Genomic DNA, 15,826 nt, shown 5'->3' on the forward strand with positions numbered 1-15,826 from the left:
TCGTCAGCCGAAAAACCAGTAGCACACCCCGATCGAGGCCAGCACGCCCGCCACGTCCGCCAGCAGCGCGCAGCCCACGGCGTGGCGCGCGCGCTGGATGCCGACCGCGCCGAAATACACGGCCAGCACGTAGAAAGTCGTCTCGGTGCTGCCTTGGACGGTGGCGGCCAGCAGGGCGGCAAAGCTGTCCGGCCCCGAGTGTTGCATGGTTTCGATCATCAGGGCGCGTGCCGCGCTGCCGGAGAACGGCTTGACCAGGGCGGTCGGCAGGGCGTCGACGAAACGGGCGTCCAGACCGCCCGCGTGCGCCAGCCAGCGGATGCCGTCCAGCAGCACGTCCAGCGCCCCGGAGGCGCGCAGCACCCCCACCGCGCACAGCATGGCCACCAGATAGGGCAGCAGACCCTTGCAGACGTCGAAGCCGTCCCTGGCGCCCTCGATGAAGCTTTCGTAGACCGGGATGCGTTTCCAGGCGCCGGCGGCCAGAAAGGCGATCAGGATGCCGAACAGTGCCAGATTGCCCATCAACGAAGACAGGGCGGCCACGGCGGCGGCGCTCATGGACGCCAGCAGCGCCATGAAACCGCCCAGCAGCAGCGCGCCGCCGCCCAGCCAGGCCAGGACGACGGGATCGTGCAGCCGCAGCCGCTGCATGAAGGCCACCGACAGCAGCCCCGCCAGCGTCGAGGCCGAGGTCGCCAGCAGGATCGGCAGGAACACCAGCGTCGGATCGGCCGCGCCTTGCTGCGCCCGGTACATGAAGATCGTCACCGGCAGCAGCGTCAGCGACGAGGAATTGAGCACCAGGAACAGGATCTGCGCGTTGCTGGCGGATCGGGGTTCTGGATTGAGCGTCTGCAGCGCGTGCATGGCCCGCAGGCCGATGGGTGTGGCGGCGTTGTCCAGTCCCAGCGCGTTGGCGGCAAAGTTCAGCGTGATCAGGCCCAGGGCCGGGTGCCCTGCCGGCACTTCCGGCATCAGGCGCCGGAACAGCGGACCCAGCAGCCGGGCCAGGCCGGCCACCAGCCCCGCCGATTCGGCGATCTTCAGGAAGCCCATCCACAGCGTCAGCGTGCCGAACAACATCAGCATCAGCTTGACCGACAGGTCCGCCATGTCGAACAGGCTGGTGATCAGGCGGGCGAACACGGCCGGATCGCCCAGGACCAGCCATTGGAACAGCGCGGCGGCCGCCGCGACGAGGAAGAACCCGAGCCAGAGGATGTTCAGCATGCGGCTTCCGGATTCACCAGCACGCGCCGGTCCACGTCCTGGATGCGCGTGCGGCCGCAGAAGGCCATGGTCACGTCCAGTTCGTTGGCCAGGATTTCCAGGCAGCGCAGCACGCCGGCCTCGCCGCGCGCGGCCAGTGCGTACAGGAACGCCCGGCCGATCAGCACCCCGCGCGCGCCCAGCGCCAGGGCGCGCAGCGTGTCCTGGCCGCTGCGCACGCCGCCGTCCATCCAGACCTCGATGCGCCCGCCCACGGCCTGCGCGATGGCGGGCAGGGCGGCGATCGACGAGGGCGCGCCATCCAGCTGGCGTCCGCCGTGGTTCGACACCACCAGCGCGTCCGCCCCTGCGTCCACCGCGCGGCGCGCGTCCTGCGCGTCCATGATGCCCTTGACGATCAGCTTGCCGCCCCAGCGCTCCTTGATCCAGGCCAGGTCGCTCCAGTTCAGCGTGGCGTCGAACTGCTCCGCCGTCCAGGACGCCAGGGAACGCATGTCCGCCACGCCTTTGGCGTGGCCCACGATGTTGCCGAACGCGCGCCGGGGCGTGCGCAGCATCTCCAGGCACCACTGCGGCTTGAGCGCCAGGTTCGCCAGGTTGGCCAGCGTCGGGCGCGGCGGCGTGGACAGGCCGTTCCGGATGTCCTTGTGCCGCTGCCCCATCACCTGCAGGTCCAGCGTCACCATCAGGGCCGAGCAGCGCGCCGCGCGGGCACGGTCGATCAGCCGGCCGATGAACTCGCGGTCGCGCATCACGTACAGCTGGAACCAGAACGGCCGGCTGGTGCGGGCCGCCACGTCCTCGATCGAGCAGATGCTCATCGTCGACAGCGTGAACGGCACGCCGAAGCGCTCCGCCGCCCGCGCGGCCAGGATCTCGCCGTCGGCGCGCTGCATGCCCGTCAGCCCCGTGGGCGCCAGCGCCAGCGGCATCGCCACGTCCTCGCCCAGCAGGCGCGCCCGCAGGCTGCGCCGGGCGATGTCCACCGCCACCCGCTGGCGGAACTTCAGCGCCTGCAGGTCGGCTTCGTTGGCCCGGTAGGTGGATTCGGTCCAGGATCCGGAATCCATGTAGTCGTAGAACATGCGCGGCACGCGGCGCCGCGCGAGGCGGCGAAAGTCCTCGACGCAGGTGATCTGGTTCAGGGCGGGCAAGGGAAGGCTCCGGAAGGCGGGGGTGATGGGATTTCCCCCAATGGCAAATTCGGTCAGAACGGTCTGTGTCGGCAGAAGGATAAACCGCTTGTCATGGATACTGCGTGGAGTTCTGATCGTTCTTCATGTTTATAGCACTCAGTGCTACAATTTAACACGACAGGTGGCGTTGATGAGCAAAGGCAACCCCCGTTTTTTCAAGACCAAGGCATTCGCCAAACTGGCGGCCAAGGCGCGGATTTCCGACTTGGAACTGTTTCAGGCGGGCTTCGATCTGACACAGGGGAAAGGCGCCAATCTGGGCGGTGGCGTCTGGAAGAAGCGGCTCAACAAGAACATGCACCGCAGCATCGTGGTTGAGCAAGTGGCGGATTGGTGGTTTTTCGTCTACCTGTACGCAAAGAGCGATCGTGAAAATATTGACCAGGCGGAAGAGGCCGCTTTCAAGCTGCTGGCCGCCCAGTATGCTGCCATGCGTGACGAGCAGCTTGATGATCTACTGGTTCTGAAGGAAATCCTGGAGGTTTTCAGCCATGACGACTAAGCCCCACTTCAAGAGCGATGCGTTCGAAGCGATTCATAGCGCAGCCACGGGCCTTCACCGGGCCGGCGTGGTGACCAAACGGACCCTGCGGGATTTCGATGCGATGTGTCTTGCGGCGGCGCCCCGGCTCGATGCCAAGGCCGTCGTCCAGATTCGCAAAGACGCACAGGTCAGCCAGTCCGTATTTGCCAAGTACCTGAACACGAGCACGTCGACCGTACAAAAGTGGGAAAGCGGTGCCAAACAACCCAGCGGCATGGCTGCCCGCCTGCTGCAGGTCGTCAAGAAGCATGGGCTCGATGTGCTGGCGTGAGGGTGGGCCGGATCGCCGCCCGCAGGGTTTGATCCAGACTTTCACGATTGGATACCGGTTCAGGGTAATCCCCGATCCTCCCGGGAGGCGTCCGGACCGATGTTGTGAACAAGCAACGCCTTCCCGGGAAACTGGCGGTTTTGGCCCGGTCAACGTGGCGTTCGCTCCGGATTTTTGATGCAATACCTACAACTTCCCATCGCGGAGTTGGAAGAGCAGCAGCAAGGGATGTTGTTGGCCTGCTCTGATTCACACAAATCTACGGAGATTTCTTACATGAAAAAGACTCTGCTCGCTGCTGCTCTGCTGGCCGGCTTTGCCACCGCTGGCGTTGCTCAAGCGGAAACGTCCGTGACGCTGTACGGCATTCTGGACACCGGCTACGGCTACCAGAACTACAAGTACGACCACGCTGGCGCTGACATCACCTCCAAGTCCTCGGGCCTGCGTGACGGCACCTTCAACGGCAACCGTTTCGGTCTGAAGGGCTCCGAAGATCTGGGCGACGGCCTGCGCGCCATCTTCCAACTGGAACAAGGTTTCAACCTGGGTGACGGCACCGCCGCCAACAGCACCCGCGCCTTCCACCGCCAAGCCTTCGTGGGTCTGTCCAGCGACAACTGGGGTACCTTCACGATGGGCCGCCAGTACTCCGCCGGCGTGGACACCTTCCTGGTCCCCAACGGCGTGAACCTGGGTGATGCCGACAAGATCTTCGGCTCCACCGGTCTGGGCGAAGGCACCCGCGTCGACAACTCCTTCAAGTACGTGACGCCTGACCTGTCCGGCTTCAAGTTCATCGCCCTGTACGGCACCGACAACGACGGCGGCACCACCGTGGGCCGTCGTACGGATGGTTCCTCCTTCGCCAACCGTGGCACCCGCGTGTCCGTCGGCGCCCTGTACGCCAACGGCCCGATCGGTGTCGGCGCCAGCTACGATCGCCAAAGCCAGACTTCCTCCGTCGGCGGCGTGGAACGCAGCGCTGCGACCTCCTGGCAGATCAACGGCTCCTACGACTTTGAAGTCGTGAAGCTGGGTCTGGCCTACGGTCAGGACCGCCATGGCAAGATGGGCTGGAACGGTGCCCCGGGCGCCATCGTGGGTGGCAACGTCGTCGCCCCCGGCGTTGGCTTCCCCAACACCGCCGCCCTGTTCGACGACTTCAAGTCGAACAACTACCACGTCGGCCTGAGCGCTCCTCTGGCTGGTGGCACCCTGTACGCCGGCTGGAACTACTCCACGTCCAACCTGGACAACGGCGACAAGCTGGGCGACGACGCCGGCAGCATCAGCACGTACCAGCTGAACTACGTGTACCCGCTGTCCAAGCGCACCAGCCTGTACACCTACGCGTCCTATGCCAAGAACATTGGCTACGTGAAGGACCTGAAGGGTACGGAAGCCGGTGTCGGCCTGAACCACAAGTTCTAATCGTCTCGCGTGGCTCGTCCACGCTGGCGATGCGGTCCGGTTCGCCGGGCCGTCACGAACGACGGGAACTTCGGTTCCCGATGCAAAAAGCCACCTCTCGGGGTGGTTTTTTGCGTCTGTTCTCGATTTTTTTCCGGTGGAGCCTGTATAATACGAGAATGATTCTCATTAATGTTTGAGATGTCATGTATTTTCGGCCGGCGAGCGGGAGAACGCCGTGCCGATGGTCGTTGCGCCCTGTCGACAAGCACCCGCGCGCCGCTCATGCATGTCGCCAGGCCTGGATGGAGTATCGAATGCTGAAGAAAACCTTATTGGCGGCGGCGTTGCTGGCCGGTTTCGCAGCCGCCGGCGCGGCCCGGGCGGAAACGTCCATCACGCTGTACGGCATCGTGGATGCCGGCTACGGCTACCAGAACTACAAGTACGATCGCGGCGGCGCCGACGCCACCGCGAAATCCTCGGGCCTGCGCGACGGGACCCTCAACGGCAGCCGCTTCGGCCTGAAGGGCTCCGAAGACCTGGGCGACGGCCTGCGCGCCATCTTCCAGCTGGAGCAGGGCTTCGACATCGGCACCGGCCAGAGCTCCAGCGATCGCCAGTTCCACCGCCAGGCGTTCGCCGGCCTGTCCAGCGACGCCTGGGGCTCCCTCACCATGGGCCGCCAGTATTCCGCCGGCGTGGACACCTTCCTGGTGGACAACGGCTTCAACATGGGCGATGCCGACAAGGTCTTCGGTTCCATGGGCATGAACGAAGGCAACCGCGTCGACAATTCCTTCAAGTACACGACGCCCAGCCTGTCGGGCTTCCAGGCCATCGTGATGTACGGGACGGGCGACAGCGGCCGGCTGACGGCCGACGGCTACGCGGCTTCGGCCACGGTGGGCCGCGCCAACGGCGTCTCGTTCGACGACCGCGGCTCCCGCGTCTCGCTGGGCCTGCTCTATGCCGGCGGCTCGATCAGCGCGGGCGCCAGCTATGACCGCCAGAGCGTGTACGGCGACGACATCGGCGGGGGCGACGCCTCCGCGGCCACGAACTGGCAGATCAACGGCTCCTACGACTTCGAGGTCGTGAAGCTGTCCCTGGCCTACGGCCAGGACCGCCACGGCAAGATCGGCTGGGGCGGCAGCGTCGAGGACTTCGCCGATTTCGAGGGCCTGGGCCTGGGGAACTTCTTCGGCACGGACTTCAAGTCGAACAACTACCACGTCGGCCTGAGCGCGCCCGTGGCGGGCGGGACGCTGTACGCGGGCTGGGGCTATTCCACCTCGAACGCCGACGACCTGGCGCCGGGCGGGGCCGCCGGCGATCTCTCCGGCAGCATCAGCACGTATCACCTGAACTACATGTACCCGCTGTCCAAGCGCACCAGCGTCTATGCCTACGGCACGTACGGCAGGAACCTGGCCTACGTGAGGGACCTGAAGGGCACCGAAGCCGGCGTCGGCCTGAGCCACAGCTTCTGATCGTCCCGTGGGGCGCGTCATGCGCCCGATGCGGCCCGGCTTGCCGGGCTGCCGCGAAGGGCCGGGGGCTTCGGCTCCCGATGCAAGAACCACCCTCCGGGGTGGTTTTTTGCGTGTGCGTCAGCGCGTCAAGGTCATCTGTGCGATGTAGCCGGATCGGGTTTCGCCCGCAGACTTGGCCCGCTGGTCCAGCAGGGCAAGAATGCGACGGGGCAGGGTGATGTTCACGCGTTCGATCGTGTCGTCGATCAGGGCCGGGTCGACCTCGGCGATTGCCCATATCCATCCGTCGTATTCACCAGACTGCTGCAGATCGGTGATGCTGGAGGGCCTGGGGATGGCCTCTTTGTGGGCGATGGCGTCTTCTATCCACAAGCTGATCGCCTCTTTGGCGTTCTCGATGGCTTCGTCGATACCGTTGTCGGCGGCGGAGAAGCAGCCGGGCAAGTCAGGCACCACGACCCCCCAGGCGGAGGTGTCGTTGCCGGGCTCGATGGCAATGGGGTATTTCATGAAGGCCTCCTTATTTCATGCCAGCGTGACGAAGCAGCTTGGTGACGAGTCCGATGCCTAAAGCCTTTTTGGGATGTGGCACGCTGATATGGCCAGGCAGTTCTGGATGTCTGTACACGTGATGTGAGCCTTTGACGTTCTGCAATCGCCATCCGGCCTGTTCAAGTTGTTTGATGAGGTCTTTGCTGTTCATCGTGTGTGCTATACACATTATAGCGAATGAAATCGGAAGGAGCATGATGCGGCTCCACGCGCCGCACCGAAAGGCGATCCGGCCGGTCTTGATCGTGTTTGCCACTGCGGGGAAATACGGGCTGCGGAGGCGGGGCGTTTTCATCTCATCGTAGTTTTGCGATCTGGCCGCCCGCCTGCGATCCGGCCATCATGACGCTTCTGACCCCATGCGGGTTTGTTTTGCTTTTGTCTACACAAAGGCGTAAGCTGAAACGGGTTCGTGCTGCGAACGGTGGGCGGGCAGCTGAAAATACGTCCGATCAGTGCTCGGTACATGCACGAAAAAGAGATCAAGCACTATGAGCGCCAGATTGAAATCGATCCCCTCTTTCCCCAGCGATGAGGCGGCGGAAGACTTCGTCGCCAATGCCGATCTGTCGGAGTACGACCTGTCGCAGTTCGAGCCCATGCGCTTCGAACTCGAACCCAAATCTGCGTCGCTGAACATGCGTCTGCCTGCCGCGCTGCTCGACGCGGTCAAGGCCCGCGCGAAGGCTCGGGGCATCCCCTACACCCGCTACGTGCGCATGCTGCTGGAATCGGACGTCGCGCGCCACCGGCGTTCGTAGGCCGCCTCGGGCGTGTCGTCCGCCCGACGCATGTCTTGCAACCCTGGCCCGCCTCCGGCCGCGCCGCGCCCCGGCGATGCGCCGCCCGCGCCCGCGGCCCGGGCCCGGCCGTCCCTCCGCGCTCCTTGGCACGGTCCTTGCGCCGCCGGCGGGAGACGCGCTTTCAGGCGCTTGAAAGGCGCCCCGTGATCTTCTGAAATTCTTGATCTCGAATATGTTTCCACTCCGGGTTTTCCCGGCGGTCGGGCTTGTCGAAATGCTACAATCCCGTGGTTTGATCATCTGGAACAGGGGCTGCTCATGAATCTGGCACAGTACTTTCCCGTGCTGCTTTTCATCATCGTCGCCACGCTGATCGGTGCGGCCCTGCTGGGTGCCGGCCGCCTGCTGGGCAGGAACGTGCCGGACGCCGAAAAGCTCTCGGCCTACGAATGCGGCTTCGAGACCTTCGGCGACTCGCGCATGAAGTTCGACGTGCGCTACTACCTGGTGGCCATCCTGTTCATCATGTTCGATCTGGAAATCGCCTTCCTGTTTCCCTGGGCCATGGCCAATGGCACGGTGGGCATGGTGGGCTTCTGGACGGTCGCCATCTTCCTGGGCGTGCTGACGGTCGGCTTCATCTACGAATGGCGGCGCGGCGCGCTCGACTGGGAATAAACGGGGGTACATCATGGCTATCGAAGGTGTCATGGACAAAGGCTTCATCACCACCAGCGCGGACAAGTTCCTCAACTGGGCAAAGACGGGCTCGCTGTGGCCCATGACGTTCGGCCTGGCCTGTTGCGCGGTCGAGATGATGCACGCCGGCGCGGCGCGCTACGACCTGGACCAGTTCGGCATCATCTTCCGTCCCAGCCCGCGCCAGTCCGACCTGATGATCGTGGCCGGCACGCTGTGCAACAAGATGGCGCCGGCCCTGCGCAAGGTCTACGACCAGATGCCCGAGCCGCGCTGGGTGGTGTCCATGGGTTCCTGCGCCAATGGCGGCGGCTACTACCACTACTCGTATTCCGTGGTGCGCGGCTGCGACCGCATCGTGCCCGTGGACGTCTACGTGCCGGGCTGTCCGCCCACGGCCGAGGCCCTGGTCTACGGCCTGCTGCAGATGCAGAACAAGATCCGCCTGACCAACACCATCGCCCGCTAGGCACCGCCCGGCGCCATCCAACACCGCTGACACAACCGCTATGACACGGCTACAGACTTTAGACACGAATCTGCGCGCGGTCCTGGGGGCCTCGGCCGATCTGACCGAGGACCGCGGCGAACTCACGCTGCAGGTGGCCGCAGACGCCTGGGTGGACACCTGCCGCGTGCTGCGCGACCACGCCAGCCTGCGCTTCGAGACCTGCATCGACCTCTGCGGGGTCGATTATTCCGCCTGGAAGGCGCCCACCTACGACGCCTCCCACGCCCCGCATCCGCAGCGCTTCGCCGTGGTGATCCACCTGCTGTCGGTGACGCACAACTGGCGCCTGCGGGTGCGCGCGTACACGCCGGACGACGCCTTTCCGGTGATCGCCTCGCTGGTGGACATCTGGCCCTCGGTCAACTGGTACGAGCGCGAGGCCTTCGACCTGTACGGCATCGTCTTCGAGGGCCACCCCGACCTGCGCCGCATCCTGACGGACTACGGCTTCATCGGCCACCCGTTCCGCAAGGACTTCCCGATTTCCGGCCACGTCGAAATGCGCTACGACGCCGAGCAGAAGCGCGTCGTCTACCAGCCCGTCACGATCGAGCCGCGCGAGATCACCCCGCGCGTCGTGCGCGAAGACCACTACGGCATTGAACGGTACTGACATGGCAGAGATCCAGAACTACAACCTGAACTTCGGCCCGCAGCATCCGGCCGCGCACGGGGTGTTGCGCCTGGTGCTCGAACTGGACGGCGAAGTCGTCCAGCGCGCCGACCCGCACATCGGCCTGCTGCACCGCGCCACCGAAAAGCTGGCGGAAACCCGCACCTACCTGCAGACGCTGCCCTACATGGACCGGCTGGACTACGTGTCCATGATGTGCAACGAGCACGCCTACTGCATGGCCGTCGAACGCCTGCTGGGCATCGAAGTCCCGCTGCGCGCGCAGTACATCCGCGTCATGTTCGACGAGATCACGCGCATCCTGAACCACCTGATGTCGCTGGGCTCGCACGCGCTGGACGTGGGCGCCATGGCGGTGTTCCTGTACGCCTTCCGCGAGCGCGAGGACCTGATGGACTGCTACGAGGCGGTCTCGGGGGCGCGCATGCACGCGGCCTACTACCGCCCGGGCGGGGTGTACCGCGACCTGCCCGACACCATGCCGCAGTACAAGGGTTCCAAGTACCGCTCCGACAAGGAACTGCGCGCCATGAACGAATCGCGTTCGGGCTCGCTGCTGGACTTCATCGAGGACTTCACCAACCGCTTCCCGTCCTGTGTGGACGAATACGAGGTCCTGCTGACGGACAACCGCATCTGGAAGCAGCGCCTGGTGGACGTCGGCGTGGTCTCGCCCGAACGCGCGCTGGCGCTGGGCTTCACCGGCCCCATGCTGCGCGGCTCCGGCGTCGAATGGGACCTGCGCAAGCACCAGCCCTACGACGTCTACGACCGCCTGGAATTCGACATCCCCGTGGGCAAGAACGGCGACTGCTACGACCGCTACCTGTGCCGCATCGCGGAAATGCGCGAATCCAACCGCATCATCCGCCAGTGCGTCGAATGGCTGCGCAACAATCCCGGCCCCGTCATCACCGGCAACCACAAGGTCGCCCCGCCCAAGCGCGCGCGCATGAAGTCGGGCATGGAAGACATGATCCACCATTTCAAGCTCTTCACCGAGGGCATGCACGTCCCCGAAGGCGAGACCTACGCCGCCGTGGAGCACCCCAAGGGCGAGTTCGGCATCTACCTGGTGTCCGACGGGGCCAACAAGCCCTATCGCATGAAGATCCGCGCGCCGGGCTTCGCCCATCTGCACTCGCTGGAAGAAATGTCCAAGGGCCACATGATCGCCGACGTGGTCACCATCATCGGGACCCAGGACATCGTGTTCGGCGAGATCGATCGCTAGCCGCGCGGACATCACAGGGAATCTGATTATGCTGCTTTCCGAACAAGCCTACCGGGACATCGACCGGGAAATCACCAAGTACCCGGCGGACCAGAAGCAGTCCGCCGTGATGGCGGCGCTGACGATCGCCCAGGGGGAAAAAGGCTGGGTGTCGCCGGACATGATCCGCGAGGTGGCCGCCTACCTGGGCATGCCGCCGGTCGCCGTCCAGGAGGTCGCGACCTTCTACAACATGTACAACACCAAGCCGGTGGGCCGCTACACGCTGACCATCTGCACCAATCTGCCCTGTGCGCTCCAGGGCGGCACGCAGGCGGCCGAACACCTCAAGCGCACGCTGGGCATCGATTTCCACGAAACCACGCCCGACGGCCTGTTCACCCTGATCGAGGGCGAATGCATGGGGGCCTGCGGCGACGCGCCGGTGATGCTGGCCAACGGCACGCACATGTGCTGCCGCATGCAGCCGGAAAAAATCGACGCCCTGATCGGTGAACTGAAGGAATCCGCATGAGCGCTCTGGACGTACTGCAGAAATTCTCCACGGACGCGCTGTCGCCCGACCTGGGCGGAGACCCCGCCCGCAGCATGATCTTCCACGACCGCCACATCCAGCCGCAGATCCTCGCCGGCCTGGACGGGCACAACTGGGGCATCCGCGACTACATGGCGCGCGGCGGCTACGAGGCCCTGAAAAAGGTCCTGTCGGGCATGACGGCCGACGACGTGATCGCCGAACTGAAGGCCTCCAACCTGCGCGGCCGCGGCGGCGCGGGCTTCCCGACGGGCCTGAAATGGTCCTTCATGCCGCGCAACATCCCCGGCCAGAAATACGTCGTCTGCAACTCGGACGAAGGCGAGCCCGGCACCTTCAAGGACCGCGACATCCTGCGCTACAACCCGCACGCCGTGATCGAAGGCATGATCATCGGCGGCTACGCGATGGGCGCCTCGGTGGGCTACAACTACATCCACGGCGAGATCTTCCAGATCCACCGGCGCTTCGAGCAGGCCCTGGAAGAAGCCCGCGAGGCCGGCTTCCTGGGCGATGACATCCTCGGCTCGGGCTTCAGCTTCCAGCTGCACTCGCACCACGGCTTCGGCGCCTACATCTGCGGCGAGGAAACCGCGCTGCTGGAATCCATCGAAGGCAAGAAGGGCCAGCCGCGCTTCAAGCCGCCGTTCCCGGCCAGCTTCGGCCTGTACGGCAAGCCCACCACGATCAACAACACCGAAACCTTCGCCGCCGTGCCCTGGGTGATCCGCCTGGGCGCGCAGGCCTACGCCGAACTCGGCGTCGAGAAGGCGGGCGGCACCAAGATCTTCTCGGTCTCGGGCGACGTCGAACGCCCCGGCAACTACGAAATCCCGCTGGGCACGCCGTTTCCCAAGCTGCTGGAGCTGGCCGGCGGGATGCGCGGCGGGCGCCGGCTCAAGGCCGTGATCCCCGGGGGCTCCTCGGCTCCGGTGCTGCCGGCCGACATCATGATGCAGACCAACATGGACTACGACTCCATCGCCAAGGCCGGCTCGATGCTGGGCTCGGGCGCGGTCATCGTCATGGACGAGACCCGCTGCATGGTGAAGTCGCTCATGCGCCTGTCGTATTTCTACTTCGAGGAGTCCTGCGGCCAGTGCACGCCCTGCCGCGAGGGCACCGGCTGGCTGTACCGCATGATGAACCGCATGGAACACGGCCAGGGCACGATGGAGGACATCGAGACCCTGGATTCCGTGGCGCACAACATGATGGGGCGCACGATCTGCGCCCTGGCCGATGCGGCCGCCATGCCCGTGCGCAGCTTCATCAAGCACTTCCGCGACGAATTCGTGCACCACGTGGACCACAAGGACTGCGTGGTCGCCAAGTATCTGTAGGGTCAGGACACGCCATGGTAGAACTCACCATCGACGGGCTTAAGGTCGAAGCCGCAGAAGGCAGCATGGTCATCCAGGCTGCCCACGCGGTAGGCCTGTACATCCCCCATTTCTGCTATCACAAGAAGCTCAGCATCGCCGCCAACTGCCGGATGTGCCTGGTCGAGGTCGAAAAGGCGCCCAAGGCCCTGCCGGCCTGTGCCACGCCGGTCACCAACGGCATGGTGGTGCACACCCGCTCGCCCAAGGCCATCGACGCCCAGCGCGCGGTCATGGAATTCCTGCTGATCAACCACCCGCTGGACTGCCCGGTCTGCGACCAGGGCGGCGAATGCCAGCTGCAGGACCTGGCCGTGGGCTACGGCGAATCGGCCTCGCGCTACAAGGAACCCAAGCGCGTGGTCTTCCACAAGCCCATGGGCCCGCTGATCTCGGCCGAACAGATGCAGCGCTGCATCCACTGCACCCGCTGCATCCGCGTGGGCCAGGAAATCGGCGGCTACATGGAAATCGGCATGCTGAACCGGGGCGAGTTCTCCGAGATCACCACCTTCGTGGGCGAGGCCGTCGAATCCGAGCTCTCGGGCAACATGATCGACGTCTGCCCGGTGGGCGCGCTGCTGTCCAAGCCCTTCATGATGGGCGCGCGCACCTGGGAACTGGCCCGGCGCCGCTCGGTCAGCCCGCACGACAGCGTGGGCGCCAACCTGGTCGTGCAGACCAAGATGGACCGCGTGCTGCGCGTGGTGCCCTTCGAGAACGAGCCGGTCAACGAATGCTGGATCAGCGACCGCGACCGCTTCTCCTACGCCGGCCTGTACGTCGAGGACCGCCTGCAGCACCCGATGGTGCGCGGCTGTGACGGCCAGTGGCACGAGGCCTCCTGGTCCGACGCCCTGCAGTCCGTGGTCACCGGCCTGAAGCAGGTGCGCGAGGACGGCGGCGGTGCCCAGATCGGCGCGCTGGCCACCGAGACCGCCACGCTCGAAGAACTCGCCCTGCTGGCGCGCCTGACGCGCGCCCTGGGCTCGGACAACATCGACTTCCGCCTGCGCGGCGACGGCGCGGCCTTCGACGCCGTGCGCACCGGCGCGCCCTGGCTGGGCATGCCGATCGCCGACCTGAACACCCTGGACCGCGCCCTGGTGGTGGGCTCCTTCCTGCGCAAGGATCATCCGCTGCTGGCGCAGCGCCTGCGCCAGGCGGCCAAGCGCGGCATGCAGCTCTCCCTGGTGGACAGCGTCGCCGCCGATCCGCTGGTGCCGGTGGCCGGCCGCCTGACGGTCAAGCCCTCGGCCCTGGTCCAGTCCCTGGCCGAGATCGCCGCCGCGCTGGCCGGGCTCAAGTCCCAGCCCGTGCCCGCCGGCCTGGCCGGCGTGCAGCCGGGCGAGTCCGCGCGCGCCATCGCCGCCAGCCTCGCCTCCGGCGAGCGGGTGGCGGTGCTGATGGGCAACCTGGCCCTGGCCGACGACCAGGCCGCGCAGCTGGCGGCCAACGCCCAGGCCATCGCGCAGCTGGCGGGCGGGCGCTTCGGCTTCCTGACCCCGGGCGGCAACACCGTGGGCGGCTACCTGGCGGGCGCCGTGCCGGCCGACGGCGGCCTGGACGCGCGCCGCATGCTGGGCGGCGAGCCCCTCAAGGCCTACCTGGTGCTGCACGCCGAGCCGCGCCTGGACAGCGACCTGGGCGAGCGCGCCGTGCGCACGCTGCAGGGCTCGGCCATGGCGGTGGCCTTCACGGCCTTCCGCTCGGCGGCCGAGGACTGGGCCGACGTGATGCTGCCGATCGCGCCCTTCACCGAGACGTCCGGCACCTTCGTCAACGCCGAGGGCCGCGTGCAGAGCTTCAAGGGCGTGGCCGCCCCGGTGGGTGACACCCGCCCGGCCTGGAAGGTCCTGCGCGTGCTGGGCAATCTGATGGACCTGCAGGGCTTCGACGACGAGACCTCCGAATCGGTGCGCGACACCGTGATGGTGGGCGGCCTGGACGGCCGCCTGTCCAACGAGATCCGCCTGGCGCCGGCCGCCGCGGCCCCGGCCGCCGGCCTGGAGCGCGTGGCCGAGCTGCCCATCTACCGCACCGACGCGCTGGTGCGCCGTTCGCAGCCGCTGCAGGAGCACGTCAATTCCGCGCCGCCGCGCGCGGCGATGAACGCCGCCACGCTGCGGGCGCAGGGCCTGGCGGCCGGGGACGCGGTGCGCGTGTCCACGGCCCACGGCTCGGCCGAACTCGAAGCCGCCCTGGACGACACCGTGGCCGACGGGGCCGTGCGCATCGCCGGGGCCTTTGAACAGACCGCCGCCTTGGGCATGGGCTCGGGCGCAATCCAGGTGGAGCGTCGCTAATGGACTGGTTGAACACCCTCAACGCCTTCGGCACGGGCCTGATCGGCGAGACCCCCTGGCTGGTGGTCTGGACGCTGGTGAAGATCGTCGTCATCGCCGTGCCCATCATCCTGTGCGTGGCCTACCTGACGTACTGGGAGCGCAAGATGATCGGCGCCATGCACGTGCGCCTGGGGCCCACCCGGGTGGGCTACCGCGGCCTGCTGCAGCCCTTCGCCGACGTGTTCAAGCTGCTGACCAAGGAACTGATCGTCCCGTCCAAGGCCAACCGCGTGCTGTACATCCTGGCCCCGGTGGTCACGCTGATGCCGGCGCTGGCGGCCTGGGCCGTGATCCCCTTCCAGCCGGAAGTGGTCCTGGCCGACGTCAACGCGGGCCTGCTGTTCATCCTGGCCATCACCTCGATCGAAGTCTACGGCGTCATCATGGCCGGCTGGGCGTCGAACTCCAAGTACGCCCTGCTGGGCGCGCTGCGCGCCTCGGCGCAGATGGTGTCCTACGAGCTGGGCATCGGCTTCGTCATGGTGACGGTGCTGCTGGTGTCGGGCACGCTGAACCTGTCGGGCATCGTCGAGGGCCAGACCGTCGGCCACTTCGCCGGCATGGGCCTGAATTTCCTGTCCTGGAACTGGCTGCCGCTGCTGCCGCTGTTCGTGATCTACGTCGTGTCCTCGGTGGCCGAGACCAACCGCCACCCCTTCGACGTGGTGGAAGGCGAATCGGAAATCGTGGCGGGCCACATGGTGGAATATTCCGGCATGGGCTTCGCGCTGTTCTTCCTGGGCGAATACGCCAACATGATCCTGCTGTCGGCGATGGCCTCGATCATGTTCCTGGGCGGCTGGGCCGCGCCGCTGGACTTCGCGCCCTTCACCTGGGTGCCGGGCTGGCTGTGGCTGGGCCTGAAGACCTTCGTGGTGGTGTCCATGTTCATCTGGTTCCGCGCGACCTTCCCGCGCTACCGCTACGACCAGATCATGCGGCTGGGCTGGAAGGTCTTCATTCCCCTGACGGGGATCTGGCTGGTGGTGGTGGCGATCTGGATGCAGACGCCCTGGAACATCTGGCAGTAAGGGG

Annotated in this window: 17 protein-coding genes; 13 read left to right on the forward strand and 4 right to left on the reverse strand. The window is 66.1% G+C overall.

The window, feature by feature from the left end; translation table 11 throughout:
• Positions 1-3: 3 nt before the first annotated feature.
• On the reverse strand, positions 4-1,233 hold the full coding sequence (locus BN940_RS04695) for a nucleoside recognition domain-containing protein (protein WP_043680664.1): 1,230 nt from the start codon (positions 1,231-1,233) through the stop codon (positions 4-6).
• Positions 1,227-2,387 carry an alpha-hydroxy acid oxidase gene (locus BN940_RS04700; RefSeq protein WP_043680667.1) on the reverse strand — a complete coding sequence of 387 codons (1,161 nt, stop codon included), beginning with the start codon at positions 2,385-2,387 and terminating at the stop codon, positions 1,227-1,229. Before BN940_RS04700 ends, BN940_RS04695 begins: the two co-directional genes overlap by 7 nt.
• A gap of 172 nt (positions 2,388-2,559) precedes the next feature.
• Between BN940_RS04700 and BN940_RS04705 the strand changes: the two genes are divergently transcribed.
• From BN940_RS04705 to BN940_RS04720, 4 genes are all read left to right on the forward strand, one after another.
• The gene (locus BN940_RS04705) at positions 2,560-2,931 is read left to right on the forward strand and encodes a type II toxin-antitoxin system RelE/ParE family toxin (RefSeq protein ID WP_043680669.1); all 372 of its coding nucleotides are present in this window, start codon (positions 2,560-2,562) and stop codon (positions 2,929-2,931) included.
• On the forward strand, positions 2,921-3,244 hold the full coding sequence (locus BN940_RS04710; RefSeq protein WP_043680672.1) for a helix-turn-helix domain-containing protein: 324 nt from the start codon (positions 2,921-2,923) through the stop codon (positions 3,242-3,244). Before BN940_RS04705 ends, BN940_RS04710 begins: the two co-directional genes overlap by 11 nt.
• A gap of 276 nt (positions 3,245-3,520) precedes the next feature.
• Positions 3,521-4,678 (forward strand): porin, encoded by a 1,158-nt coding sequence (locus BN940_RS04715; protein WP_043680674.1) that lies wholly within the window; start codon positions 3,521-3,523, stop codon positions 4,676-4,678.
• Positions 4,679-4,974: 296 nt separating this feature from the next.
• On the forward strand, positions 4,975-6,150 hold the full coding sequence (locus BN940_RS04720; RefSeq protein ID WP_052355615.1) for a porin: 1,176 nt from the start codon (positions 4,975-4,977) through the stop codon (positions 6,148-6,150).
• Positions 6,151-6,270: 120 nt separating this feature from the next.
• Here the strand turns inward: BN940_RS04720 and BN940_RS04725 are convergent, their stop codons facing one another.
• Both BN940_RS04725 and BN940_RS18325 read right to left on the reverse strand, forming a co-directional pair.
• Positions 6,271-6,663 carry a type II toxin-antitoxin system HicB family antitoxin gene (locus BN940_RS04725; protein ID WP_043680676.1) on the reverse strand — a complete coding sequence of 131 codons (393 nt, stop codon included), beginning with the start codon at positions 6,661-6,663 and terminating at the stop codon, positions 6,271-6,273.
• A 10-nt stretch (positions 6,664-6,673) separates the two neighbouring features.
• Positions 6,674-6,856 carry a type II toxin-antitoxin system HicA family toxin gene (locus BN940_RS18325; protein WP_084330806.1) on the reverse strand — a complete coding sequence of 61 codons (183 nt, stop codon included), beginning with the start codon at positions 6,854-6,856 and terminating at the stop codon, positions 6,674-6,676.
• A gap of 340 nt (positions 6,857-7,196) precedes the next feature.
• Between BN940_RS18325 and BN940_RS04730 the strand changes: the two genes are divergently transcribed.
• The 9 genes from BN940_RS04730 to nuoH all read left to right on the forward strand — a co-directional run bounded on the left by BN940_RS04730 (position 7,197) and on the right by nuoH (position 15,822).
• Positions 7,197-7,466, forward strand: coding sequence for a CopG family antitoxin (locus BN940_RS04730; RefSeq protein WP_043680679.1), 270 nt, complete (start codon positions 7,197-7,199; stop codon positions 7,464-7,466).
• 300 nt (positions 7,467-7,766) lie between these two features.
• On the forward strand, positions 7,767-8,126 hold the full coding sequence (locus tag BN940_RS04735; protein WP_043680682.1) for an NADH-quinone oxidoreductase subunit A: 360 nt from the start codon (positions 7,767-7,769) through the stop codon (positions 8,124-8,126).
• A gap of 13 nt (positions 8,127-8,139) precedes the next feature.
• A complete protein-coding gene (locus tag BN940_RS04740) occupies positions 8,140-8,616 on the forward strand; it encodes a NuoB/complex I 20 kDa subunit family protein (protein ID WP_043680684.1) in 477 nt (158 codons plus the stop codon).
• 40 nt (positions 8,617-8,656) lie between these two features.
• Positions 8,657-9,271: an NADH-quinone oxidoreductase subunit C gene (locus tag BN940_RS04745; RefSeq protein WP_043680687.1), complete on the forward strand. Its 615-nt coding sequence runs from the start codon at positions 8,657-8,659 to the stop codon at positions 9,269-9,271.
• A gap of 1 nt (position 9,272) precedes the next feature.
• Entirely contained in the window at positions 9,273-10,526 is a 1,254-nt protein-coding gene (locus BN940_RS04750; RefSeq protein ID WP_043680689.1) for an NADH-quinone oxidoreductase subunit D, read from the forward strand.
• A 28-nt stretch (positions 10,527-10,554) separates the two neighbouring features.
• Complete coding sequence (gene nuoE / locus BN940_RS04755; protein WP_043680702.1) at positions 10,555-11,040, forward strand: NADH-quinone oxidoreductase subunit NuoE; 486 nt, start codon at positions 10,555-10,557, stop codon at positions 11,038-11,040.
• On the forward strand, positions 11,037-12,404 hold the full coding sequence (gene nuoF / locus BN940_RS04760) for an NADH-quinone oxidoreductase subunit NuoF (protein ID WP_043680705.1): 1,368 nt from the start codon (positions 11,037-11,039) through the stop codon (positions 12,402-12,404). The genes nuoE and nuoF overlap by 4 nt, the downstream gene beginning before the upstream one ends.
• Positions 12,405-12,418: 14 nt before the next feature.
• Positions 12,419-14,749 carry an NADH-quinone oxidoreductase subunit NuoG gene (nuoG, locus tag BN940_RS04765; protein ID WP_043680708.1) on the forward strand — a complete coding sequence of 777 codons (2,331 nt, stop codon included), beginning with the start codon at positions 12,419-12,421 and terminating at the stop codon, positions 14,747-14,749.
• Positions 14,749-15,822, forward strand: a complete 1,074-nt coding sequence (gene nuoH, locus BN940_RS04770) for an NADH-quinone oxidoreductase subunit NuoH (protein ID WP_043680711.1) — start codon at positions 14,749-14,751, stop codon at positions 15,820-15,822. Before nuoG ends, nuoH begins: the two co-directional genes overlap by 1 nt.
• The last annotated feature ends 4 nt before the right edge of the window (positions 15,823-15,826 follow it).

Source organism: Castellaniella defragrans 65Phen (assembly GCF_000612685.1).
In the GTDB taxonomy this organism is placed as follows: domain Bacteria; phylum Pseudomonadota; class Gammaproteobacteria; order Burkholderiales; family Burkholderiaceae_B; genus Castellaniella; species Castellaniella defragrans.

Coding starts and splice junctions, on each gene's coding strand:
- BN940_RS04695 (WP_043680664.1), bottom strand. CDS start 1,233: ATGCTGAACATCCTCTGGCTCGGGTTCTTCCTCGTCGCGGCGGCCGCC.
- BN940_RS04705 (WP_043680669.1), top strand. CDS start 2,560: ATGAGCAAAGGCAACCCCCGTTTTTTCAAGACCAAGGCATTCGCCAAA.
- BN940_RS04710 (WP_043680672.1), top strand. CDS start 2,921: ATGACGACTAAGCCCCACTTCAAGAGCGATGCGTTCGAAGCGATTCAT.
- BN940_RS04715 (WP_043680674.1), top strand. CDS start 3,521: ATGAAAAAGACTCTGCTCGCTGCTGCTCTGCTGGCCGGCTTTGCCACC.
- BN940_RS04720 (WP_052355615.1), top strand. CDS start 4,975: ATGCTGAAGAAAACCTTATTGGCGGCGGCGTTGCTGGCCGGTTTCGCA.
- BN940_RS04725 (WP_043680676.1), bottom strand. CDS start 6,663: ATGAAATACCCCATTGCCATCGAGCCCGGCAACGACACCTCCGCCTGG.
- BN940_RS18325 (WP_084330806.1), bottom strand. CDS start 6,856: ATGAACAGCAAAGACCTCATCAAACAACTTGAACAGGCCGGATGGCGA.
- BN940_RS04730 (WP_043680679.1), top strand. CDS start 7,197: ATGAGCGCCAGATTGAAATCGATCCCCTCTTTCCCCAGCGATGAGGCG.
- BN940_RS04735 (WP_043680682.1), top strand. CDS start 7,767: ATGAATCTGGCACAGTACTTTCCCGTGCTGCTTTTCATCATCGTCGCC.
- BN940_RS04740 (WP_043680684.1), top strand. CDS start 8,140: ATGGCTATCGAAGGTGTCATGGACAAAGGCTTCATCACCACCAGCGCG.
- BN940_RS04745 (WP_043680687.1), top strand. CDS start 8,657: ATGACACGGCTACAGACTTTAGACACGAATCTGCGCGCGGTCCTGGGG.
- BN940_RS04750 (WP_043680689.1), top strand. CDS start 9,273: ATGGCAGAGATCCAGAACTACAACCTGAACTTCGGCCCGCAGCATCCG.
- nuoE (WP_043680702.1), top strand. CDS start 10,555: ATGCTGCTTTCCGAACAAGCCTACCGGGACATCGACCGGGAAATCACC.
- nuoF (WP_043680705.1), top strand. CDS start 11,037: ATGAGCGCTCTGGACGTACTGCAGAAATTCTCCACGGACGCGCTGTCG.
- nuoG (WP_043680708.1), top strand. CDS start 12,419: ATGGTAGAACTCACCATCGACGGGCTTAAGGTCGAAGCCGCAGAAGGC.
- nuoH (WP_043680711.1), top strand. CDS start 14,749: ATGGACTGGTTGAACACCCTCAACGCCTTCGGCACGGGCCTGATCGGC.